Genomic DNA, 21,818 nt, shown 5'->3' on the forward strand with positions numbered 1-21,818 from the left:
GTCTTCCACTTCAATCAACTTTGAATCTGCTCCTTCATTTTGTTGGATATTCATATTCTTTTGGTTGCCTGCAAGACTTCTTTAACATGGGCAATATTGCCCCAAAACTTTGATAATTTTTTCTTGCTTCAGTCAATGTTAAGCCATTGTTTTGGTCACTTGCCTCAACATTACTTTGAATAAACAAATCCATCTCCCAAAAACATACGGGGCAAATGTAAGCAGGGGCATCGCCATTATTCGGAATTGTAATAAACTCGCAGCAAGGGCATGGTGAATTTCCAACTACTATATCAGATTCAATGTCATGTTCGCAGTTAGTTGTATCATCGTAGTTTATTTTTGGCACGTATTTTTTTGTCTTATTTTCTTCGTTTTTCATTTTTCATAGACCTCCAACATACCCGTCAACTTTATCCTCATTAATTTATCAAAAATTGTGGTAAAACCCTTCAAATTCTCTTTACCTAAGTTCTGGAACAACAATCTTTATGAAAAGCACTTTCCTTATTCCAGAAAAGCGAACGTTTGAAGATCATTGCTGAGCATTGATTAAGAAAAACACCTTTTCAATAAAGTCTTTTTGTATAACTTTCCTGAAGTCTTTCAGCAATTATATCAACACTAGAGTTTGGAATCTTAGCGTGTTCAAATAAAATTTTAGCAGCAGATGGTAATGTTTCTTTATTAGCCCAAGTAGACGGTTCCCATAATTTTGACCTCTTAAAAGCTTTTGCACAATGTATGAAACATTCCTCTACTTCCACTCCAATACCTACAATAGGTTTTTGTCCTTTAACAGCCATCTTTTCAAGTAGTTCATCATCTTTTACCAAATAAGCCTTACCGTTAACTCTGAGTGTTTCCCCTAATCCCGGAATAAAAAATAAAAGACCCACTTTCGGATTTAATATAATATTACGCATAGAATCTATTCTTTTGTTTCCTGGTCTTTCTGGAATAATTAAATGCTTATTATCTAGTACACGAACAAAGCCAGGCATATCCCCTCTTGGTGAAACATCACAGAAACCTAAATTATCAGAAGTTGAAATCACCAAAAAAGGTGACTTAGAAATAAAATCATAACAATGATGGTCTAAATCTGTAATCACCTTTCTTATTACTAAATCACTCGGAAATCCAATAATTGAACGTAATTCTTCTTCAGTTTCAATAGTATTTTTAAATTTTATATTTTGTTTCAAACAGACTTCGCTCCTTCGATTTAAGACTAACATATGAACTGATAAAACCATTCTTCTTAAATTAAATGAACCTTAAAAGCAAAAAGGGAGCAATTCTTATTCCATGAAAGCGCCCTTTTACGGAATAACTAAACTTCATTTTGTTGACTTTAAGTGTGTTTTCAAACTTTCATTTGGGAACGTTTATTGAATTTATAATGTATTTAGTATTTATTATTCAAGAATAGACATTACAGTAACACTTCAGACAATTAATACTAAAGTACCTGTTTTTTTAAGCACATTTGAAGCCAACAGTTATCCAAAGTAATTATGAAAACACCAAACAACAAGAAAAATACTTACTATCCCCCAAGCAGTGGTACTCCATATCCACCAAATTACGGATTTAGCTTTTGATGGATTTTCCTCTTCTTCCATATTTGCTTTTATAAAAGCGACCTTACTTTCCATACCTTTTTTTATAGAAGTGAGAACAACAAATCCAGCGAGAAGTCGCTACCATATACAGCACGTTGGAGAGGTAGTAAATTTATCAACATAAATCGCAATGTTTAAAATGCTTTATTCAACCACTAATCCAACCTTTTTCTTTTATATAAAATGAAAAACACAACAATGCCAATAGCTACTGCCACTGCAGCCCAAATATATATATGATTTCTATTATGTTTACCACTTAAATTAACTTCTTCAATCGGGGGCTGTCCTTCTCCAAGTACCTCCAAATCCTCCTGTGAAGAACTCAACACACCGGTACGATCACACATGGTTGATACAAGCGATTTTGCCTCGTACATAATTGATTCGTTAGCATAAACCAAATATTCTTCTCCCTTTATAAAATTATATCCACAATCGCCTCCACCTTGACCAGTAGTAATGATAATTTGTGATTGTTCAATACCCTTCCAGGTGTTCGTTACCTCAAAAAGAACTGATTTAGTTGTATATCCTTTTAAACTTAGTTTCTCTTTTATATCAACAACTTTCCCACTAAATACGGCTTTTGAACGTTCATATTCTTCTTCTACACTTGGTAAATCTGCACACGAACAAGCACTTGTAATCGAAGGAAAAGAGCCTATCATAAAAATGCCAATAAAAATGAAAGCCAGAAGTGTCATCGCTTTCTTCAAATAAATCACCTCAATCTCTCCTACTATCACCCGGGTTTAGTATTTTTTATAATCTAATACTAATATTAACATAGAGATCTAGTTTTGCTTGGTAATATTATTCCATTAAATGGCCCGATTGTTGGACACCTATTAAACAATGGTGCACCCATTGAAGTAATTCAAAGTTTAATGGGGCATAAAAAAAGTGAAACTACTCGGATTTATGCACAACTAAGTGGAAAGCTTAGGAAGGAATTTAACAGAAATATTTTTAGTTTATTTAAAACAGAGAAACACCTTAATAAATATCTCTCTGTTCAATTAACGCACCAGTTAGTTGAAGTAAAAATCTTCATAGTCTTTTTTTACCTCAACAAAATTTTATCCCTCAATGTATAGGGCATATTTTTTCGCTGTAAAGTACCATCTCACTTCTTTAGTTATTTATTTCGGGACCGATACCTAGCAGTCTTCTACCCATTAACCATATTGCCCGACCAGTTCTCCACAAGATTAGGGCAGAGCCAAAGCCTACCACAGACATAAATGCATTTATTTGATGTCCCCCTAGTGTGATCTTCGCAGGCACAAACAGTCATGTAATAATAGCAAGTAAACAAAGGAGTGCACCTGTAAAATAATAGAATTTAACTTGGAATAGAGGGGCCAATGGGATAAAATGAACACCGACAATAATAGCTATTAAGACAGGTAAAAGTTCAGTGTGACGAGTAGCGTTACAGACAGCAATTGTAATTGCTATTGCTAAACCCTCTGCCGCGAAAATAATGTTAAACCAAAACCTCGTACGATTCCCACATAACAATCAAATCAATATTCAAAACAATAATAATATAATAAAAAACAAAATAAATTTATTGATAATCGATAAACATTATATTAAAATCAAATAATCATTAAATCAGTGAGGTGCTTTAGATGAATGGTAAACTAGGTTCAACTTTTTTCTTAAAGGTTGTTGCTTTTCTTATTGGAATTGCGGTAGTTGTCGTGTGTATATTTTTGTTGCCTGAAGCAGCCAGAAGAGATGCTATAGAGCGTCCAGGAGATTACTCGATATATCCGTTGTTAATATGTGCGTATGGAGTATGCATTACGTTTTCTGTAGCTTTGTATCAAGCATATAAACTATTGAGTTATATCGATAGTAACAACGCTTTTTCTGAGTCATCCCTTAAATCCTTGAAGGTTATAAAAAAATGCGCTTTTACAATTATTTTCTTAATTTTATTAGTAATAGTTTACTTAAGGGTGTATGCCATGTTCACGGGTGATGACCCAGCAGGTCCAATAGCACTTGGACTAATAGGGATATTAGCAACAGCTATCATCACTGCCATTATGGACGTACTTCAAAAGCCATTAAAAAATATCCTAGAAAAAAAGAAATAAAAATGCAGATGTTTATTTTGCAGGTATAATATCTTTTTTCCCTATTAAATTAAATGGCTCTTAAATGAAAAATTGGCGCCTATTCTTTTTCAAGAATTGCGCCCGATTGTTGAATATCAAAATCGTGATTTCTCCTTTTTACAAGATACTTTTATGATCTCGGAAGAGGAGAAAAACCCCTTTTCATTTGTTTAAATGTCTCATTCATCCTTCCAACTACGTAAAAGTTCTTCGAAAAAGAGTTTCGGTGCAGAGGACTTGTCATCTTGTAGATAGCTACTACTTTGAAAAGGTGCTTAGTAATGACGGCCATACGGAAATTTTCTCACTGCAGGATGGACATATTGTTTCCCCCGCTAAATAATGCAAATGCTCGGTCAATATTTGCTCTCCGATAGCTGCTGCCCGCTCCGTTAATGTTCGTACTTCTTCATCAGCAAATGAAGTGACTGGGACAATCACTTGTGGTTCTTGACCCGTGTGAAAGACGGGATCGTGTTCATAGGCTTGAAGAATTCCTGCTTGGTCTTCAATAGGCCATAAATAAACCTCTCCCTCGCAAGCCGGACAGACGGCGACATACTCATCACCTTCACTGAACGTCATTAACATATTGGCAGGGATATATGAGCCGCGATAAGCAGCATCCGCCATAAGGATGTAACGCTTCTTTATCTCATCCATAGTTTGTTGGGATGCATAGTCGAACACTTCCTTTGTAAGCGTCCTTAGCTTGTCAATTGCCTCTACATATTCTCTATACAATTCAGTGCAAACAGAGCTACCTACATCCTCAGCTAGTTCAGCCCATGTGGCCGGGAATGGTGCCTCATCTCTCCCATCACGGCTTGCCTCGATGATACCGCAATTGATATACAGTTCTTTGCGCACTTCCGCATCCGAAGTGGAGCATGCTAGCTGTGCTAAAAACGGCATCGCTGCGTAAGTAGCCGTATATATCGTGTTTTGATGGAACAAATATTCCTGAAAGAGTTCGTCAAAAACTCCTGGCTATACTCCTGCATCAGTTGCTGCAATAACACAGGTACGTTGTCTGCAGAACCATACGGACCTTTCAGCTTACCCCATACATCGCTATCCCACTTAATCAAACTTTCCCTCCGTTCCTAATTGCCAACTTCATCATTCTACTTAATTGTATCAAATAAAAAAACTGGAACCACAATATGTTGGTGTAGTTTCTAAATAAAGTTTGATCAATAAAACTGAAAATGTTATTCAAGGAAAGGATCATATTGTGGAATAGAATTTATAAGTAGATTAGAAGGTCGCGTGTTGATCGATACTGATAACGAACCGATTGAAGCATATTGGGGCACAATGAAGTGAAGGAAGTATTATTTAAATAAGTACGATTCATAGGGAGAGTTAATACAAGCTATTGATGACTATATTCATTTTTATAATCACCATCGCTACCAGAAACGATTAAACGGCTTGATCCCTTTAGCATTCAGGGTTCAAGCCGCAAAGTGGTTAAACTCAATGCGTTACACTTGGCACAAAATCATTATTACTGCTTTAATCGCCATGATAGAAGATTAAACTTTTGAGTATTTAAAAACATCTACAACATTTCGTCTCTCATTATAGTTTAGAGGAATCTCAAGCTTTTCTAGACCAAATGACAACAGGAATAAGTAATAAGGATAAAAGCCCTCCAGCTAAAGATAATACTGCATAACTTGCATTAGCAACTACCATCCCCGAAAGAGCACCACCAGAAGCTCCTGCTAGTGCAACTAAAACATCAATTTTCCCTTGCGTTTTTGCACGTGTAGAAGGCTCTGTCGAATCAACTATTTGAGCAGTACCACTAATTAAGCCAAAGTTCCAACCTAATCCTAGTAAAGAAAGAGCAACTATTAATAGAACCATAGAATCGCTCGGTGCGAATGCAGCTAATAAACCAGCGAATAACAAAGTCACTCCTGACGCAATACTCATAGCTGTTCGTCCAATTTTATCAACAAGAATACCTGTTACAAGCGAGGGAAGATACATGGAACCTACATGAAATCCTATAACAATACCAACTGCCGCCAAACCATGACCATGATGTTTCATATGTACAGGTGTCATTGTCATAATTGCAACCATTACAATTTGAGTAAGTACCATCACCGTTGCACCTACTGTAAGACCTCTTTTATTGATTTCTTTATTAAAGGATTCCGTCTTATTTTTTTGTTCATATTTTTGTTTATGCGCTTCAATCCTTTTTGCAATCTCTAATGGATCAGGACGCAACATAATAAAAAGAACAAGACCTGCTAAAATAAAAGCTGTAGCTGATAAAATAAAAGGACCTGCGAGTGCCGGAACACCAATAGAAGTAGCAAATTGACCCATAATTTCTACTAAATTCGGACCTGCCACAGCCCCGAATGTTGTCATAACCATTGTCGTACTGATAGCGGTTGCTCGTTGTTTATTATTTGCTAAATCTGTCCCTGCATAGCGAGCTTGTAAATTTGTCGCAGTCCCTGCACCATAGATTAGTAGAGAAGCAAATAATAAAATGACACTATTCATCATGGCAGCAATTACAACACCAATTGCCCCCAGTCCACCTACAATAAAACCTGTCGATAAACCTGTACGACGTCCATAACGTTGAGATAGTTTACCTACGATAAAAGCTGCTATTGCTGACCCTAACGTGAATAAAGCAGAGGGCACCCCTGCATAGGCATCCGTGCCAAGCATTTGTTGAGCTAAAAGAGCACCAACCGTAATCCCTGCTGCAAGCCCTGCCCCACCAAATATTTGGGAAAGACTCACAACAAACAGCACACGCCTATATAAATTTTTTAGCTTTTCAGGTGAATCTATATAACTCTCAATAGAATCTTGTGATTGACCAAACACTTATATACACCTTCTTTCTACTTAATATAAATGATTAAAATTATACCCATTTTTTAAGCCTATTCGACAACTTCAACTCTAATTTAATTATTTCGCAAATTGTAGCCATTCTTTAACGCCCTGTTCCATTCGAAATGCCTTAATTCCGTTTGCCTTAAGAATCTTTACCGCATCTGCAGACATTAAACAATAAGGTCCTCTGCAATAAGCAACCACATCACAATTTACTTGTAAAGACGAAAGTGTATCCCCCAATTCTTCAATAGGAATCGAAATAGCACCTGGAATATGCGCCTCGGCAAATTCTTCTTTCGGTCTTACATCCAATAGTAAAACCTCACCTTTCTCCATTCGAGGAATAAGCTCTGAAAGTGTTATTCCTTCTAAGCCAAGTTGTTCATTTAAGAATTCTTCTTTAATTTGTTGAACTTGGATAAGCTGCTTTTCTGCTAAAGCATGGAATGTGATTAAAAAATCAGAAATAACTTCATCTGCTAGTTCATAAATAACAAAATTTCCTTCCTTCTTAAATTTAACCAATCTCGAATTAAAAAGTGTTTTTAAATGTTGAGACACATTGGCAACTGACATATCCGTACTTTTGGCTAAAGCATCTACAGACTTTGGGCCTTGTGATAATATATCAAGAATTTCCAATCGTTTAGGACTTGATAAACTTTTTCCAATCCTTGCGAACTCTTGATATAACAAATCCTTTAAATTTCGTTCATTCAATACAGATGACCACCTTTAAACTATTCAATTAATTTATTGAATAGTTGAATAATAATTCTAAATTTTACTATTGTCAATACAATAGCCTCGAGGATATTGCGCATTAGCCTAGACGACAACTATGCCCTTAGTTATTCACACCTTCAACAATAAAAATATCCGGATAGAACATCATTCTATCCGGATACAGAAGCATTATTTTACCAATAACCAAGAAGCTTCCACCATAATCCTCCAACTATAGTAAAAATCAGAATGGTAACAACGGAAACGACAAATCCAACTGTCCACCACTTTTTTTGTTCAATATAACCTGCGCCAAAAAAGACCGGTGCTGGACCAGAACCATAATGAGTAGTGGCGCCAAATAAATTACTAAAAGCTGCTAATAATATAGCCGCTAGCATAGCTGGTGCCCCTGCTTGCAACATAACAGATAAAAAGGCTGCATACATCGCACTAATATGAGCAGTGGAACTCGCAAAGAAATAATGGGAGTAGAAATACACTAATGCTAATATTACAACAGCCCATACCCAACTATACCCAGATACAAGTCCACCAACTTCATTACTAAACCATGGAATTAGTCCTAGCTTGTTCATAAAAGATGCCATCATAAATAATGTTGCAAACCAGACAAGCGTATCCCATGCCCCTTCTTCCTTTTTGATATCTGCCCATGTTAATACATTTAACAATAAAAGCAAGGAAAGACCGATTAGAGCTGATGTAGTGGCACTAATTCCTAAAGAGTCTCCGCCAATCCATAACGATAACACAACAATAAATACTACAATCATTCGCTTTTCAGAACTTTTCAGTGGACCAAATTCATCCAGCTTCTGTTTAGCGATAGCTGCTGCTTCTGGTGTCTGCTTGATTTCAGGCGGATAGATTTTATAAATAATATAAGGAACAACGATTAAAGCTGTTAGCCCAGGGACAATCATAGCCACCGCCCAGCCAAACCAAGTAATCGTTACTCCAGCTGTATCACTTGCCAACTTTACAATTAAAGGATTCGCTGCCATGGCTGTCATAAACATAGCAGATGTTATTAAATTACCTTGAAAGCCTACCGTCAAAAGAAAGGCCCCCATCTTACGCTCTGTACCGTCTTCTGGTTTAGATCCAAAGGTATGAGATAATGATTGGATGATTGGAAATATAACACCACCAGCACGAGCTGTATTACTAGGAATAGCTGGCGCTAATATTAAATCACTCGCTAGTAATGAATAAGACAGACTCAAGGTTTTTTTCCCAAAAAGACGAACAAATAGATAGGCAATTCGTTCTCCTAGTCCCGTTTTAATAAATCCACGTGAAATAAAGAAGGCAATGACAATTAGCCAAATTGTTGAATTGCCAAAACCGCTTAATGTCTCTTCAATGGTTAATGTATTTGTTATGGCAATCACAGCCATAGCAATAATGGATACAGCACCCATTGGCAACGGTTTAGTAATAAATCCTATAATTGTCGCAACAAAAATAGCAAATAGATGCCACGCCTTTTCATCTACTCCTGAAGGTACTGGACAAAACCAAATAGCCACACCAACAGCAAGGGTAATTAAGAAAGGAACCCATTTGACTGCACTTTTTTCTTCTTTCATGATGTAAATGCTCCTTTACCCCAATGTATTTTCAAAAGTGATTTCTCCCATGTTTTAATATTTCCCCATTATCTAAAAAACATAAGTATTATATATGCTTTATGTAATAGATGAAAAGAGTTTTGGTACATTTTTTAGAAAAAAACGGCCTAGAATTAGAAATATTTATCTATTATGTTAATCTATTGATAAAAACTAACTTTTTATAGGATTTTTTTTACAATAAATACTTACAGCAGGTGGAATGGGGGTTTTAAAATCATGTGAGACACTAGAGAAGAAACCAAAAGTTTATGACCTATTACAATCTTGATCGAGGTAGTGGAACCTAAAAAAGATGACAACTGCACAATGCAGACATCATCTTCTTCAAGTTGCCTAGAGCTTTTTAAAATGACCTTTACAAAGAGCACACTTTATTTTGGTTAGAAATATTATTTTGTTTTGGATCTGTGTTGATCTAAAAGAATAGGATTACCATCAGGATCTTCAATTGTAAAACTTGCAGGGCCATCGCTTGTTTCATCTGCTTCAGATAATATTTTAATTCCTTTTGCTTTAAGATGTTTCTAAATGTCTCGAATGTCTGTAAACGAATTTAGATTTTCTGCATTTTCATTCCATCCTGGATTAAAAGTTAGAATATTCTTTTCGAACATTCCTTGGAATAGACCAATTATACAGCTTTCATTCTTCATAATGAGCCAATTTTGAGTAATATCCCCCCGAATACTTGAAATCCAAGATTTTCGTAAAATGTTTTTGATTTGTGAATGTCTTTTACACTTAAACTTACAGAGAATGCATCAAGTTTTATATTTCCTCCAATAAATTAGGATCATCACCATAACGTGTGGATGATTTCCGTTCCAACTGGGCGCTTTGTTGCTGTCGCTTCGCTTTCGCGCAGATAAAACATTTGCCGCTGACGCTTCGCTTTCGCGCAGAGCAGAGCTTCCTGGGGGCGTCCGATGAGTTGCTTCACTCGCGTTGCTCGCTCCAGGGTCTCGGGCCTACACGATGTAGGTCACGAAGGCGTTATCACAGGACGTGATGCTCTTAGCCTTCGTTCCTCTACCGCTAATCCCCAAGGAGTCGCCCAGTCTCCACTCCAATCAACTAATATACAAAGCATACGTCTTAACAAATGTCATCCACAACTTTTGGCGATGAGCTATAAATTAGTTAACATAGCAAGTTTTTACATAAATCGAGTATATATTACTACTTTGAAAAATACATTTCAGTTTGTCCAATTTTTCTAAAATAAAACCAAAGTTAACTCAATAAGCCATATTCCATTAATTGATCCGATTCAAAAAGGTTGTTCTCTTCATTCAAATAATGTGCCTATAGCTAAATACCTCTCTCTTCAAATATAGTGAAAATAAGAAAGAACTGTCAAAAGTACGACGAAGATTGACAGTTCCTAAAAAAGAAATATTAATTTTTACTCACTTAATGCGCATGCATGACAACATTCTTTTTCTTTGAATATAGTAAAAAAGATATTGTTAAACTTAAACTAATGACGCCGAAAACTAGCCCCATACCACTTAGACCAATTAAATCTAACATCATGCCTGTCGACAATAATACGACTTGAAAGATGACGGAATCGATCATATTTCGGAATGAGAAAAATCGTCCGTGAAAATCTTTTGGTACTTGCTTTTGAAAAATCACCATTGTCGTTGGGAAAAAACAGCCTACTGAAAAACCAAAAATGCCAAATGTCATGAGCGCAAAGAATTTAATATCCGATAATAATAGCATTAGCTCCATCGAACCAATGATAAATGCTAATGAAAAGAGCAGTGTTCCTATTTTCACCCGTTCAGTAATCAATTTTAAACCTGCTGCACCTAGCATAAAACCGATACCTTCAACCGTATACAATAATCCTGATATCGTCGTTGACTGATGGATTTCAGAAATTTTCATAATAACTAAATTAAAGGACCCTAAAAATAATGTTGGAATTAACATTAGAACAAGTGTCATCAATACAACAGGGTGCTCCTTCACCATTGGTAATACCTCTTTAAAACTACCCTTTTCCTTATTTGTTTTCGACTCATTAGCCGTTTCCTCTAATTGTAGGAAGCTCGTAATAACAAACATCATCATATAGACGATCAATGAAATGATGTACAACCATTTAAGCTCAAAGAAACTTAACATAAATCCTGCCGCAGCAGTTCCAATAATTCTAGATATCGTTCGAGCATTCATTTGCCAAGCATTTAATGTAATTAAATCCTTATCCTTGACAATCATTGGAATGATAGATTGTAGCGCCGGCATATAAAAGGCAGCTGCTATTTGCAATGTTATTAAAAAAAGAATCATCCAAATAACCGAATTTGTATAAAGTGCCATAAACATAAATAACACACTTATAATTCGTCCTATACTTGCCTGCTGCACCACTGTTTTTTTCTTCGACTGGTCAATAATACGACCCGCCAACGGACCTACGACTAAACCTGCTAGTATACCGCAAGCAATAATTAATGATTTGTGAAAGTCAGAGGGAACAACCTCTTGCATAAAAGCTAGATTCCCTATAATCCCAGCCCACAAGCCAAGACCTACGACAAATTCACCTAATAAAATTATCCATACATTCCGATTATGCCACATGCGCATCTCCTTGTTGATTCACTTTCAATTAATTACTTCAATAGTAACAAAATTACAAATATTCGTACATATAAATCTGGCTCATCACCATAACGTGTGGTTGGTTTCCGTTCCGACTGTGCGCTTCATGATGAATTCCATCAACACTTGTAGTCGTTACAAAAGTCCAGTCTTCACTCCAATCAACTTACAAAACATACGTCTTAACAAATGCCATCCACAACTTTCGGTGATGACCCTCAAAAATTACAAACTTTGAAATTTTTGTGTTCCTATAAAATATTTTCTACTTACATGCATATGTATTTTGTTACTAATTCTTGCTCATCCACCATTTTTATAAAACATCTAACCATCCGGTTGTCTCCCCTTTTCCATTTACTCTCAAAAGTATACTGTTTTTACAGAAAATAAGTATCATGCAAAAGTTTGAAATAGACACAATAAAATAACAAAAAAGCATTGTTTGAATACATGATCAAACGATGCTTCCACATAATAGAACTTCTAATTTACGAACGAGCGATTTTCTACGGTACTCGAAGATTGTTGACTTACTAATGTAACGACGAAAAAAACTCCCACAGTTGTTGCCTTGATCCCTGCAATGGACGTATCCCCAAGCTTCGCTAAATAATATCACAGTAGTAAAGGAAATTGTTGTCATAAAACCATCATATAGAAAAACAACTGGAATGCCAATGGAGGCAGCATAGACTGGGTTAAAGGTCATTAACTTCATTTCTTTAAAGTATAATAGCAGGAACGTAATATTTATTATCAGGACAAGGAGTAACATCCATACAGCCTTTGGCATTGTAATCGAAAGCAATGACCTTCTATCCCTCTTAATTTATAATAATTTCCTTATAAGCTGGCGCCAGCTTATCCAGAAAACAATTACCATCATTCCCGCTCCGACAGACTCTGTTAGTTTCCATAAAAGTGTAAGAATTATCAAAATACTCAACGGAAGAATTGTTAGCTTCACATCATCTAACTCTTTCATTCACTCACTCTTCTTTCTCGGACGATATTTTGTTTCCTTTAGGAAAGATATATGCTTAATGTAAAAAAAATTCAACCATTTTATGAAATTTTCTTTTAAAAATTTTTTCTTATTACTTTTGCCTAGCACAAAAAACACCAACATTTTTCGTAAAAAATACTGGTGTTTAGTCATTTGTTTGTATCAATACACTCTTTTTAATTACTCGATTCATCAGCATAAAACACGACACAAAAACGAATAGCTTGTGTCAAACCCTCATGGATTTTTCTACTTTTATAACAGTTCCACTTCACTAATTCCTTCTACAACTTCATATTTCATCCGTCATATTAGTTGGTATTCTCCTGATACAAATACCTTAGTCACAATCTATTTCGTTTAGTAGTTTAATGCTTGGCAGTTTGTTTTCGATTTGTGCTGTTTAATTATTTACTTCTTCATAACAGTCGGGTTCTATGTGTTGTTTTTTAAATATCCAGAAACATAAAAAAAAGACGACTCCATCCTATCTTAGAATGAATCGTCTGAGATTTTCACGTTCCCAAAAAATAAGGGGGGTTTTAGGAGCGTAATCATGAACTAGCAATACTTCTGGAGAAAAGTAGCTAAAGTTCATCCTCTCTACACTGTTTTGTAAATGAGGAATAATCTTTATATGAAAATGATAACCATTATCAATTGAAACGTCAACAATAATCTAATAAATTTTTCTATCTTCATGCAGTAGAAGATTCTCTCTCTATAAGTGTTGAGATGAATACCAGTATAATCTTTTTTCAACGGGCACCCAAACATGCACTTAAATAATAAATGGTCAGGATTTTTCAGCACTTCCGAAAAATATCAATTTACTTTTGACTAATCTAAAAATACAGATTTTCAATTTTCCTGCTTTCTTAAAAGAATCGTCTCCTTTAATAGTTTCCTCCCTCGTCCTTTACTAGAAAAATTTGCAGTTTTTATCCGTATACTGCAAACTATTAACATACCTAGCTAGAAAGGATGTCTGAAACTAATGAAAAAATTAGTATGCGCTTTAATGCTTTTTATACTTGTTGTGACAAGTGGTTACACAGTACAAGCTGCTGGCTTTAAAGATGTACCAGAAGATCATTATGCATATGAAGCCATTATGTGGGCCGAGGAATATGAAATCGTTAACGGCTATGCAGATGGTACATTTAAACCTAATGCAACAATTACAGAGCAACAATTTGCGAAACTACTTGCCAATTTTTATGAGCTTGAATCGCCGAATGATGAATTAAAAAAACAGACCCCTGCTGCAAACTGGTCTGATGAATATTACAATCGTCTTGCAAGCTATGGTGTGCCATTAAATGGATATTTCGATAACCATATTCGAGCAGCTACTGTAAAGCGTGGAGTTGTGGCACAGGCAATATCACATTTAACGAATGGTAAAAGTGGATTAGATCAATCGATTCAATTTTTACTCGATTACTACATTTCTACTGGTCAAAATCCTCAGTATGAAAATCGTAATTTGCAGAAGTTTTTCGGCGTTACAAACAATATGACACGTGCTCAAGTCGTTACAATGCTCCATCGTATGGATGAAAGAAATTTTTATGCCATTTCAGAGGACGCGCAAGCCATTCATGAAAATGCTACCAATGCTTCTTTAAATACACGAGCAAAAAATGGCCAAAATCAGCTAGATAAAACAATGCAGCTCACAACACCATCAAAAAGTGCTTGGGAAGGTACCTATTCGTATTACTATAAATGGGGTAAAGGTGCGACTGATTTCAATCGCCGTGATGCCATCATCTCCAATGCAACAAGTAATAGCTTTAATATTTTCATTACTGCCAATGATGGAACAGCGGCCGGGAGTGTCGATGGGACAGCAACGATTACTTCTAGCACGAAGGCCGTGATGAACAAATCCTCAAACGGCAATCGCTGTGTACTAGAATTTGAGCGCCTTCATAATGCACTTAAAATTACCGAGGTTGATTGTAGTGCAGAGCATGATGAAGGAACCAATTTTTCTGGGACTTTGAAGAAGCAATAGGTTGTATGTCCGACTCGTAATCTCTTAACTTATTATGAATATCACAATGTTGAATTACTACACCGTTGAGGTACTTTTATAAGTCAAAATTGTGCAGATCAACTAAAAAGTGCGAAATGAATTATAGTATTCATTCGCACTTTTTTAATAACTCAACTAGCACTTTTATCACTGATGCAATCTTTATAAAAACAAGCGTGTTGATTAGGAAAGTCAGGCTTATTATTGAGCGATAAAAGAATTTTTTTGTTGCTATTTTGCTAATATCTTCCCATTTTAATTGACTGTAGCCTGTGGCGGTAATAAATTCAGTGAAATGTGGTTTCTCTTTTATAAACAGTACAACCCTTATTTTAAATCGACTTTTAGAGTGTTGTCGATTCAATGGCCAGCACCTTTTTGCTAATCAGTCGCTAGTTGGGGGCTCTTAAAACTTCTTATAACTATTAATGGCAATCTCAATAAAATCCGAGAGGTACGGAGATATATGTTTATTCTTATGCCAAGCAATATCCGTAAAAATATCTGCTAAATTCATGGATGTCGTCAATTCTTCTAAACGATGGTTTTCTAACTCCTTTTCCACCACCATTTTCGGTAAGAATGAGATGCCTAAGCCAGCCATCACACATTGCTTAATGGCTTCAATACTAGCAAATTCAATCATTTGGTATGGTAGTGCACCTTCCTGCTGTAACTGTATTTCCAATTGATTACGGTAGGAACAACCACATTCGGTCAAGAGCAGCGTTTCATTTATTAATTGTTGTGAAGAAAATACACCCTTCGCAAAGTGATCATCGGTAGGTGCTGTGACAAATACTAATTGCTCTTGTAAAAGTCGTTCCCTATGTAACATAGGCGTCTCTCTATAAATATCTGTAATAAACGCTACATCGAGATTGCCTGACTGTAATAAATCTTTGGCAATTTCGGTTGTGTGTACGGGCTTAAAAATAATTTTTACTTGGGGATGAGATTTTTGAAATTGTTGTAAAATACTTGGAAGACGATATACACACTGACTTTCCTGTGCACCTATTTTTAACACCGCTTGTTCCTGCTCGTTTAACATTGCTTTTTTCATTTCCATATCTAAGTCGAGCATTTTTTGGGCATACTGTTGTAATCGCTTGCCCTCTTCTGTCAAAGTAATACGTTTTCCTAGCCTCTCAAAAAGAACAACTCCAAGCTCCTCTTCAAGTGATTTAATTTGTGCGGTAATAGTCGACTGTGCATAATCCAGTAGCTGTGCTGTCTGCGTAAAGCTTAACGTTTCTGATGCTGTTAAAAACGTTTGTAGCTGTTTAATATCCATCTCTTTCACCTCTAAATCGCCTTTTTCGATATATTCCATCGAAACATTCATCTTTATCGATAACAAACATAAGTTTACACTAGTTATAACCTGAAAAACAGAGGAGGATTCAAATGAACATTACCGCTTTTATTGGAAGCTCTAGAGCCGATAGTAATAGTGAGCAACTAGCTGACTATGTATTAGAGGGTATAAGACATGAAAAAATAGACCTTAAAAATTTAACGATTGAGCCTATTCACGATTTGCGCCATGATGATAATGGCTTTCAGTTTGTAGATGATGATTATGATCAAATTATTCAAGCATTTTTAACAAGTGATCTCGTTATTTTTGCAACACCGATTTATTGGTACAGCATGTCAGGAATTATGAAAAACATGGTGGATCGACTGAGTCATGCTATTCGTGATGAGCGCTTTCCACAACTAAAAGAAAAACTACAAAATACTGAGGCAATCGTTCTTGCTGTCGGAGGTGATGACCCATATATAAAGGGTCTACCAATGATTCAACAATTCCAATATATCTTTGATTTCTTAAAGATGCAGTTTTCCTCATATATTATTGGAGAAGCAAACATACCTGGTGAGATTCATCATGATGAACAGGCACTAGCACAGGCAGCCATATTAAATAATCAGTTAAAAGCACGTATAAATGTTCAATAAGAAAACGACCTGAAAGCGGTTATGCTTTTAGGTCGTTTTTCAAATGTTCGATTTTTCCATGTGACGTCAAAATATTTTGTAGTAAAGATTTATCGTTAAATGAAGAAGCCCATTGTATAATTTCCATTATCACCCCGAAAAAACGACCACATCTTAATAGTCGTTTGTAAATTCAAGCTCTTTAGGTGGCTCCCCTTTTTTATTCATCAGGCGCATACGAATCGGCTCGATTTTTAAAGTAATCATTTCATCTTGATTACCAACGAAAATACTTGTAAAAAACTCAGCTAACTTATTTTTTAGTCCTTCCTCATGAATTTCTGTTAGCTTTCCTTCAATTTCAACATACGAATCACCAAATCCTCCATTTTCGTACCCAAATAAAATATGTGTATATGGATTATTGTGAAGCTCTTCCATTTTTTCTGAATGTTTATTCGTTACTGTATATAACACAAAATTTTCATTTTCGAACGTCATATAGCGTGAAAAGGGTTTACCATTTCTCACAGTTGCCATCGTTCCTATTTTTTCTCGATTTAAAACTTCTAATATTTCGTCACGTACAGAGCTCATGTGATCCCATCCTTTCTTATCCCCTTATATTTTGTCCTTATTTAGTTAAGTTAACCGTAAAATTTTTAGAAAAATACGAAATATCAATCTTCGGAGTTATTCTCAATCTATTGTTATAATATCTTTTTGGACACAAGAATTTTCAGAATGAGGGTATTTAATGATGAAGCAAGCTTTTTTCACACGCTGTCTGTTCTTTCTTACAGGCATTTTGGTTTTATCTCTTGGTATAACGTTAACGATTAAAGGGCAAATTTTTGGTGTTGGTTCGTGGGACGTTTTACATATTGGACTAACGAAAACGTTCGGGTTAACAATTGGTACTTGGTCAATTATAATTGGACTAGCTATTCTAGCAATTGATATGATCGTAACGAAGAAGTTTCCACTGCCAGGCACATTTATAGATATGTTTTTAGCAGGTATTTTTATTGATATTTTTAACTATTGGCTTCCTGATATAAATGGCTTTTGGATGCAACTGCTTGCTTATATATGTGGCTTAGTATTACTTGGTTGGGGCTGTGGTATGTATATGGTGGCGAATTTAGGTATTGGTCCTCGTGATTCATTAATGCTTCTTATGGTTCATAAGCTTGGCTGGAGTGTCACGCGCGCTCGTACAACGATGGAAGTTACAGTAGCTATACTTGGTTTTTTACTTGGCGGACCTATTGGGGTTGGAACGGCTCTAATGGCCTTTGGGCTTGGACCAATTGTACAATTGGCTTTAACATACAACGAGAAATTATTTACAAAATGGACAGGCGTGAAGAGCGCTGTTATATAAAGTGAAAGTTTATTCCGTGGGGTGTTCTTCACCCCATTTTTATGGGCAATTCATGCGGGATTAACTTTAAGGACAATGCATTTTAAGATGCATTGTCTTTTTTTGTATACAGTTGCATTATACAGTTGGACTATATATAATCAAACTATACAGTTGAACTGAATAAGAGGTGTGACATAGTGAAAAAGCATAAATTACTACCTTTATCGGAAACGATGCACTATATTTTACTAGCTTTACGCGAACCGCTTCATGGTTATGCAATGATGCAAAAAATCGAAGAAATGAGCGAAGGTAGTGTAAGGATTGCTGCTGGGACCATGTATGGGGCAATTGAAAATTTGTTGAAATATCATTGGATTTCGCCTGTAGAGACCCAAGATACGAGGCGTAAGGTTTATCAAACAACAGCTGAGGGACTAGAAGTATTAACGGCCGAGCAAGAAAGATTGCAGCGAATTTTATCTTTATATGAGGGAGCTGATGGACATGATCAAGTTTAAACTCTTTATTGATATCGAAAAGGAAGAAAAATGGTTAAATCATATGTTGTCCAAAGGATGGGTTTGTACAAATGTGATTTCTGGCGGTTTTTATACATTTAAAAAGACAGATGATCTTGAACAAGTTATCCGTATTGATTTTCAGCAAGATCTTAAGAAAGAAGAGCGATCTAACTATAAACAGTTATATGAGGATTTTGGATGGCAAACATTAAAAGAAACATCGTATGATGGTTCTTATTATTGGTTTAAAAGAAAAGATGGCAATGATGAATTATTTTCTGATAATGATTCGCAAATTGCTAAATATAAACGATTAATGAAACATTCCAGCTATTGGGCTATACTCTTTTTTATATGGCTAATGATGTTTTATTCCAATGATAACTTTTACCCTTTCAATATAAAAGATGCTTATTTTACGCCAGGTTTATGGGAAAAAGAAGGTTTTTCTTTCCTTTTTTCTTTTTTATTTGAAACACCCCTTGCCATCATGCGGTTTATCCTACCTTGGCTATTTTCCGCAACTTTCGGTATGTATGTTGTGACTTATTTCCGTTACCGCAAATCTTTACAGCAGTTTATGCAATAAACAGCAAGGAACCACTTACAGCACGTGTAAGATGGCTCCTTTTTTGTTTCTATTCTTCTGATGCAGGTGTATTTTTCCCAGTAGCCTCGATTACTTCTGGGGTACCATCTACTGTGTCGTCCTCCTGTACATTTTCAGCAGCAGGCGGTGTAATTGTCACTAATGTATAGTCATCTTCTTGTAAAATTTCAAAGGAAAACTTTTGACGAATATCTCCTACATAAAGTGATGTTCCGATGGCTACATCAGTCACATCCACCTCTATTGTTTCAGGGATTTTAGTTGGATTTACTTTTATTCGAACTTCACGATTAGGCTGTAATAGGAATCCACCATCTGCAACTCCAATGGCATTACCGGTAACCGTTACTGGAATATCAACCTCTAGTTCCTCCGCCATATTAATGGACTTGAAATCTACATGCTTAACATTGCCTTTTAATGCACAACGTTGCACTTCTGTTAGTACTGCGTTGATCCGATTACCGTCAACATCTAATTGAAAGACACTTTTATTTCCGAATGCCGCTAACATTTTTGCAAATACTCTAGCATCAAGCGATATTGCTGTTGGCTCCATTTGATAGCCATAAACAACACCTGGAATAGCACCTTTCTGCCTAAGCTGAGTTAATGATGATTGACGCCCTTTTTCACGTTTATTTGCGGTTAAAACAGTACTCATCGTCATTTTCCCCTTTCATGGAAACTAGTCTCATAAAAGGTTTTGCCCGTTCTATAGATTTTTATACATTTAATCAATTTCTACAATCAACGCGAAGCTTCCAAAATGTTCCAGCGTCTGTCTCTTCATTTAAAAGGATACTCCAACAACAACATATTTTAAAAAGATTAAAAGCCGAGACGTATTTATGCTCGGCTAATTTTATCCTATTATAATCTTCCAGCAGCGCTCAATGTCACCACTAGCATTTTGGCAAACTCTCCACGTGTAATATATTGATTTGGCGATAGATTTTCATTGTAGTCTAGAGCACCAATGGCATACAATGTCTCCGTATGACGCAATGTTTCCCCTTGGAGATTGTAAGTATCTCGATAAGGTAAAACTGCATATTCTTCTTGTACAAAATCAACAGCATCTAATGTCCGCCCTAGCATTAAAATTGCCTGCTGGCGTGTTATTTTTCCATTTGGATCAAATAATTCTTGCGTTTTCCCTTTAATAATCCCTAGAGAATGTAAGGCACCAACATATCCACCATACCAAGATTTTTTGGCATCAATGTCTTTGAATTGTGTTGGTTGTACTTGCTGAAAGCTGAATGCACGAGCTAGTAATGCACTAAATTGAGCACGCGTTAAGGAATCATTAATGCCAAAATTATTTGCGGTTCTTCCTTGAACAATTCCCCGCTTCGCTAAAGTACTAATGTACGTACTGTATGCTGAATGACCTGTATCACGAAAATAATTGGGCTGTGGATTCACAAATTTTAATTCCGCATTATTATGAAGCGTTACAATCACTCGGTCCCCTAAATCTCGATAAGCAACAGGCTCCATTACGCCTTTTTTAGCAACTTGCTTTAATACACCATCCTGACCATTTTTGAAGATTTCCACTTCAAGCGGCTGACGGTTATTGACAATATCTGCTTTAATGCTAAAAATATCTCCTTTTTCAGATGCATTAATGGTAGCACCATATGCAGAGTAAACTGTCATATTTGGCGTTTTCATATGTACATAATTCGTTGGCTCTTGATAGGCATATGCTTGTAGGGGGGTAGCAAGTGATAGACCTAACATTCCTATTAACACTACCTTTGGAATTTTCCCTTCCATATTACTCCTCCTTCTTTTCATCTAGAACTATCATACTGGATTTCTCTATGTAAAAATATAGTATTTTTAGCACATTCACCAACACTTTAGTGCCATTTAAAAACTACGCTTCAATTGTTTAGACTTCCGAACAATTGAAGCGTAGCTCAAACATGCACTTACAGAATTGCTATTTTATTATCTAATAATACATGTAACTCATAAAGCTTTTTAATTTCAAAATGTGGTTGAATATCGCTTGTATTTTCTATATTACGTATATTAAACCAGCATGTATCAATACCGGCCTGTAATCCGCCTTTAACATCCGAAGTTAAAGAATCCCCAATAATTAGGGTTTTATCTTTATTTAGATCTTCGATACGTTCAAAAACATAATCGAAGAATGCTGGCATTGGTTTTTGATAGCCAGTTTGCTCCGAGATAAAGATACCTTTGAAAAATTGCGCTAAATTAGCATCCTCTAATCGTTTATTTTGAGTCATTGTTTTCCCATTTGAAACGACATATAATTCATAGCTATCTGCAAGCTGTGCGATTACTTCATAGGCACCGTCTACATAATGATGTGCCTCTTTCAAATATTTTTGGAAGATTGCTTCAAAGTATTCCCCATCTACATCTAGGCCGAATTCCTTTAACGCAATTGAAAATCGAGTGTTATGTAGTGTATCTTTAGACACCTCTCCCCGTTCAAAAGCACGCCACATCGATTCATTAATCTCTTTATAACGAGCAATCATCGTTGGAGTAGTTGCAATATTTTCCTGTTTAAATAAACGGTCAAGGGCTGCATTTTCAGCTAAGTCAAAATCTAATAATGTGTCATCCACGTCGAACAATAATGTTTCATATTTAGTCATGTCATT

At 35.9% G+C, this 21,818-nt stretch carries 24 protein-coding genes and 2 pseudogenes; 8 read left to right on the forward strand and 18 right to left on the reverse strand.

The annotated features are described in order from the left end of the window. Positions 1 to 34 precede the first annotated feature (34 nt). The 4 genes and pseudogenes from BFJ97_RS10505 to BFJ97_RS10515 form a co-directional block, all read right to left on the reverse strand. On the reverse strand, positions 35 to 382 hold the full coding sequence (locus BFJ97_RS10505; protein WP_083226994.1) for a CPCC family cysteine-rich protein: 348 nt from the start codon (positions 380 to 382) through the stop codon (positions 35 to 37). A gap of 187 nt (positions 383 to 569) precedes the next feature. After that, on the reverse strand, positions 570 to 1,196 hold the full coding sequence (locus tag BFJ97_RS10510; protein WP_254660161.1) for a pyridoxamine 5'-phosphate oxidase family protein: 627 nt from the start codon (positions 1,194 to 1,196) through the stop codon (positions 570 to 572). Positions 1,197 to 1,505: 309 nt separating this feature from the next. Next, positions 1,506 to 1,703 (reverse strand): annotated as a pseudogene (locus tag BFJ97_RS25820) (hypothetical protein); the annotation flags it as partial. An 80-nt stretch (positions 1,704 to 1,783) separates the two neighbouring features. Continuing rightward, positions 1,784 to 2,356, reverse strand: coding sequence for a hypothetical protein (locus BFJ97_RS10515; RefSeq protein WP_139114421.1), 573 nt, complete (start codon positions 2,354 to 2,356; stop codon positions 1,784 to 1,786). Between the two features lie 75 nt (positions 2,357 to 2,431). Here BFJ97_RS10515 and BFJ97_RS10520 point away from each other — a divergent pair, with 75 nt between their 5' ends. Continuing rightward, entirely contained in the window at positions 2,432 to 2,728 is a 297-nt protein-coding gene (locus BFJ97_RS10520) for a tyrosine-type recombinase/integrase (RefSeq protein ID WP_068984604.1), read from the forward strand. 196 nt (positions 2,729 to 2,924) lie between these two features. Here the strand turns inward: BFJ97_RS10520 and BFJ97_RS25825 are convergent, their stop codons facing one another. Beyond that, entirely contained in the window at positions 2,925 to 3,155 is a 231-nt protein-coding gene (locus BFJ97_RS25825; RefSeq protein ID WP_375199289.1) for a DUF7010 family protein, read from the reverse strand. A gap of 113 nt (positions 3,156 to 3,268) precedes the next feature. Here BFJ97_RS25825 and BFJ97_RS10525 point away from each other — a divergent pair, with 113 nt between their 5' ends. After that, positions 3,269 to 3,742 (forward strand): DUF2975 domain-containing protein, encoded by a 474-nt coding sequence (locus BFJ97_RS10525; RefSeq protein ID WP_068984605.1) that lies wholly within the window; start codon positions 3,269 to 3,271, stop codon positions 3,740 to 3,742. A gap of 279 nt (positions 3,743 to 4,021) precedes the next feature. Here BFJ97_RS10525 and BFJ97_RS10530 read toward each other — a convergent pair whose 3' ends face one another. Beyond that, positions 4,022 to 4,720, reverse strand: a complete 699-nt coding sequence (locus tag BFJ97_RS10530; protein WP_254660154.1) for a hypothetical protein — start codon at positions 4,718 to 4,720, stop codon at positions 4,022 to 4,024. A 414-nt stretch (positions 4,721 to 5,134) separates the two neighbouring features. On the opposite strand from BFJ97_RS10530, the gene BFJ97_RS25680 reads away from it, so the two are divergent. Further along, positions 5,135 to 5,308 carry an IS3 family transposase gene (locus BFJ97_RS25680; protein ID WP_083226995.1) on the forward strand — a complete coding sequence of 58 codons (174 nt, stop codon included), beginning with the start codon at positions 5,135 to 5,137 and terminating at the stop codon, positions 5,306 to 5,308. Between the two features lie 60 nt (positions 5,309 to 5,368). Here the strand turns inward: BFJ97_RS25680 and BFJ97_RS10535 are convergent, their stop codons facing one another. The 7 genes and pseudogenes from BFJ97_RS10535 to BFJ97_RS10565 all read right to left on the reverse strand — a co-directional run bounded on the left by BFJ97_RS10535 (position 5,369) and on the right by BFJ97_RS10565 (position 12,454). After that, entirely contained in the window at positions 5,369 to 6,634 is a 1,266-nt protein-coding gene (locus tag BFJ97_RS10535) for an MFS transporter (RefSeq protein WP_068984606.1), read from the reverse strand. An 87-nt stretch (positions 6,635 to 6,721) separates the two neighbouring features. Further along, a complete protein-coding gene (locus tag BFJ97_RS10540; RefSeq protein ID WP_068984607.1) occupies positions 6,722 to 7,369 on the reverse strand; it encodes an ArsR/SmtB family transcription factor in 648 nt (215 codons plus the stop codon). Positions 7,370 to 7,569: 200 nt separating this feature from the next. Next, a complete protein-coding gene (locus tag BFJ97_RS10545; RefSeq protein WP_068984608.1) occupies positions 7,570 to 8,991 on the reverse strand; it encodes an anion permease in 1,422 nt (473 codons plus the stop codon). 434 nt (positions 8,992 to 9,425) lie between these two features. After that, positions 9,426 to 9,808, reverse strand: a pseudogene (locus tag BFJ97_RS25170) (VOC family protein). Between the two features lie 24 nt (positions 9,809 to 9,832). Further along, positions 9,833 to 9,976 carry a hypothetical protein gene (locus tag BFJ97_RS24680; RefSeq protein WP_175401730.1) on the reverse strand — a complete coding sequence of 48 codons (144 nt, stop codon included), beginning with the start codon at positions 9,974 to 9,976 and terminating at the stop codon, positions 9,833 to 9,835. Between the two features lie 473 nt (positions 9,977 to 10,449). Continuing rightward, entirely contained in the window at positions 10,450 to 11,637 is a 1,188-nt protein-coding gene (locus tag BFJ97_RS10560; protein ID WP_068984610.1) for an MFS transporter, read from the reverse strand. Between the two features lie 478 nt (positions 11,638 to 12,115). After that, entirely contained in the window at positions 12,116 to 12,454 is a 339-nt protein-coding gene (locus BFJ97_RS10565; RefSeq protein ID WP_368072747.1) for a metal ABC transporter permease, read from the reverse strand. 1,210 nt (positions 12,455 to 13,664) lie between these two features. Between BFJ97_RS10565 and BFJ97_RS10570 the strand changes: the two genes are divergently transcribed. Then, positions 13,665 to 14,690, forward strand: coding sequence for an S-layer homology domain-containing protein (locus BFJ97_RS10570; RefSeq protein WP_068984612.1), 1,026 nt, complete (start codon positions 13,665 to 13,667; stop codon positions 14,688 to 14,690). A 427-nt stretch (positions 14,691 to 15,117) separates the two neighbouring features. On the opposite strand, the gene BFJ97_RS10580 is transcribed toward BFJ97_RS10570, so the two are convergent. Continuing rightward, on the reverse strand, positions 15,118 to 16,008 hold the full coding sequence (locus BFJ97_RS10580) for a LysR family transcriptional regulator (protein WP_068984863.1): 891 nt from the start codon (positions 16,006 to 16,008) through the stop codon (positions 15,118 to 15,120). 113 nt (positions 16,009 to 16,121) lie between these two features. On the opposite strand from BFJ97_RS10580, the gene BFJ97_RS10585 reads away from it, so the two are divergent. After that, positions 16,122 to 16,679, forward strand: a complete 558-nt coding sequence (locus BFJ97_RS10585) for a flavodoxin family protein (RefSeq protein ID WP_068984614.1) — start codon at positions 16,122 to 16,124, stop codon at positions 16,677 to 16,679. Between the two features lie 153 nt (positions 16,680 to 16,832). On the opposite strand, the gene BFJ97_RS10590 is transcribed toward BFJ97_RS10585, so the two are convergent. Beyond that, a complete protein-coding gene (locus BFJ97_RS10590; RefSeq protein ID WP_068984615.1) occupies positions 16,833 to 17,255 on the reverse strand; it encodes a pyridoxamine 5'-phosphate oxidase family protein in 423 nt (140 codons plus the stop codon). Between the two features lie 163 nt (positions 17,256 to 17,418). Between BFJ97_RS10590 and BFJ97_RS10595 the strand changes: the two genes are divergently transcribed. The 3 genes from BFJ97_RS10595 to BFJ97_RS10605 all read left to right on the forward strand — a co-directional run bounded on the left by BFJ97_RS10595 (position 17,419) and on the right by BFJ97_RS10605 (position 19,140). Then, positions 17,419 to 18,045 carry a YczE/YyaS/YitT family protein gene (locus tag BFJ97_RS10595; protein ID WP_068984864.1) on the forward strand — a complete coding sequence of 209 codons (627 nt, stop codon included), beginning with the start codon at positions 17,419 to 17,421 and terminating at the stop codon, positions 18,043 to 18,045. Between the two features lie 215 nt (positions 18,046 to 18,260). After that, positions 18,261 to 18,548 (forward strand): PadR family transcriptional regulator, encoded by a 288-nt coding sequence (locus BFJ97_RS10600; protein ID WP_068984865.1) that lies wholly within the window; start codon positions 18,261 to 18,263, stop codon positions 18,546 to 18,548. Continuing rightward, complete coding sequence (locus BFJ97_RS10605) at positions 18,535 to 19,140, forward strand: DUF2812 domain-containing protein (RefSeq protein ID WP_068984616.1); 606 nt, start codon at positions 18,535 to 18,537, stop codon at positions 19,138 to 19,140. The genes BFJ97_RS10600 and BFJ97_RS10605 overlap by 14 nt, the downstream gene beginning before the upstream one ends. Positions 19,141 to 19,189: 49 nt before the next feature. Here BFJ97_RS10605 and BFJ97_RS10610 read toward each other — a convergent pair whose 3' ends face one another. The 3 genes from BFJ97_RS10610 to BFJ97_RS10620 form a co-directional block, all read right to left on the reverse strand. Continuing rightward, positions 19,190 to 19,825 carry a 50S ribosomal protein L25/general stress protein Ctc gene (locus BFJ97_RS10610; protein ID WP_068984617.1) on the reverse strand — a complete coding sequence of 212 codons (636 nt, stop codon included), beginning with the start codon at positions 19,823 to 19,825 and terminating at the stop codon, positions 19,190 to 19,192. Between the two features lie 209 nt (positions 19,826 to 20,034). Next, entirely contained in the window at positions 20,035 to 20,949 is a 915-nt protein-coding gene (locus BFJ97_RS10615; RefSeq protein ID WP_068984618.1) for an S-layer homology domain-containing protein, read from the reverse strand. A 158-nt stretch (positions 20,950 to 21,107) separates the two neighbouring features. Further along, a complete protein-coding gene (locus BFJ97_RS10620) occupies positions 21,108 to 21,812 on the reverse strand; it encodes a YjjG family noncanonical pyrimidine nucleotidase (protein ID WP_068984619.1) in 705 nt (234 codons plus the stop codon). Positions 21,813 to 21,818: the final 6 nt, after the last annotated feature.

Source organism: Lysinibacillus xylanilyticus, assembly GCF_001708185.1.
GTDB classification, from domain to species: domain Bacteria; phylum Bacillota; class Bacilli; order Bacillales_A; family Planococcaceae; genus Lysinibacillus; species Lysinibacillus xylanilyticus_A.

Excerpts from the sequence above, each read along its gene's own strand:
- BFJ97_RS10505 (WP_083226994.1), bottom strand. The coding sequence starts at position 382 with ATGAAAAACGAAGAAAATAAGACAAAAAAATACGTGCCAAAAATAAAC.
- BFJ97_RS10525 (WP_068984605.1), top strand. The coding sequence starts at position 3,269 with ATGAATGGTAAACTAGGTTCAACTTTTTTCTTAAAGGTTGTTGCTTTT.
- BFJ97_RS10545 (WP_068984608.1), bottom strand. The coding sequence starts at position 8,991 with ATGAAAGAAGAAAAAAGTGCAGTCAAATGGGTTCCTTTCTTAATTACC.
- BFJ97_RS10560 (WP_068984610.1), bottom strand. The coding sequence starts at position 11,637 with ATGTGGCATAATCGGAATGTATGGATAATTTTATTAGGTGAATTTGTC.
- BFJ97_RS10565 (WP_368072747.1), bottom strand. The coding sequence starts at position 12,454 with ATGCCAAAGGCTGTATGGATGTTACTCCTTGTCCTGATAATAAATATT.
- BFJ97_RS10570 (WP_068984612.1), top strand. The coding sequence starts at position 13,665 with ATGAAAAAATTAGTATGCGCTTTAATGCTTTTTATACTTGTTGTGACA.
- BFJ97_RS10580 (WP_068984863.1), bottom strand. The coding sequence starts at position 16,008 with ATGGATATTAAACAGCTACAAACGTTTTTAACAGCATCAGAAACGTTA.
- BFJ97_RS10585 (WP_068984614.1), top strand. The coding sequence starts at position 16,122 with ATGAACATTACCGCTTTTATTGGAAGCTCTAGAGCCGATAGTAATAGT.
- BFJ97_RS10590 (WP_068984615.1), bottom strand. The coding sequence starts at position 17,255 with ATGAGCTCTGTACGTGACGAAATATTAGAAGTTTTAAATCGAGAAAAA.
- BFJ97_RS10595 (WP_068984864.1), top strand. The coding sequence starts at position 17,419 with ATGAAGCAAGCTTTTTTCACACGCTGTCTGTTCTTTCTTACAGGCATT.
- BFJ97_RS10600 (WP_068984865.1), top strand. The coding sequence starts at position 18,261 with ATGCACTATATTTTACTAGCTTTACGCGAACCGCTTCATGGTTATGCA.
- BFJ97_RS10605 (WP_068984616.1), top strand. The coding sequence starts at position 18,535 with ATGATCAAGTTTAAACTCTTTATTGATATCGAAAAGGAAGAAAAATGG.
- BFJ97_RS10610 (WP_068984617.1), bottom strand. The coding sequence starts at position 19,825 with ATGAGTACTGTTTTAACCGCAAATAAACGTGAAAAAGGGCGTCAATCA.
- BFJ97_RS10615 (WP_068984618.1), bottom strand. The coding sequence starts at position 20,949 with ATGGAAGGGAAAATTCCAAAGGTAGTGTTAATAGGAATGTTAGGTCTA.
- BFJ97_RS10620 (WP_068984619.1), bottom strand. The coding sequence starts at position 21,812 with ATGACTAAATATGAAACATTATTGTTCGACGTGGATGACACATTATTA.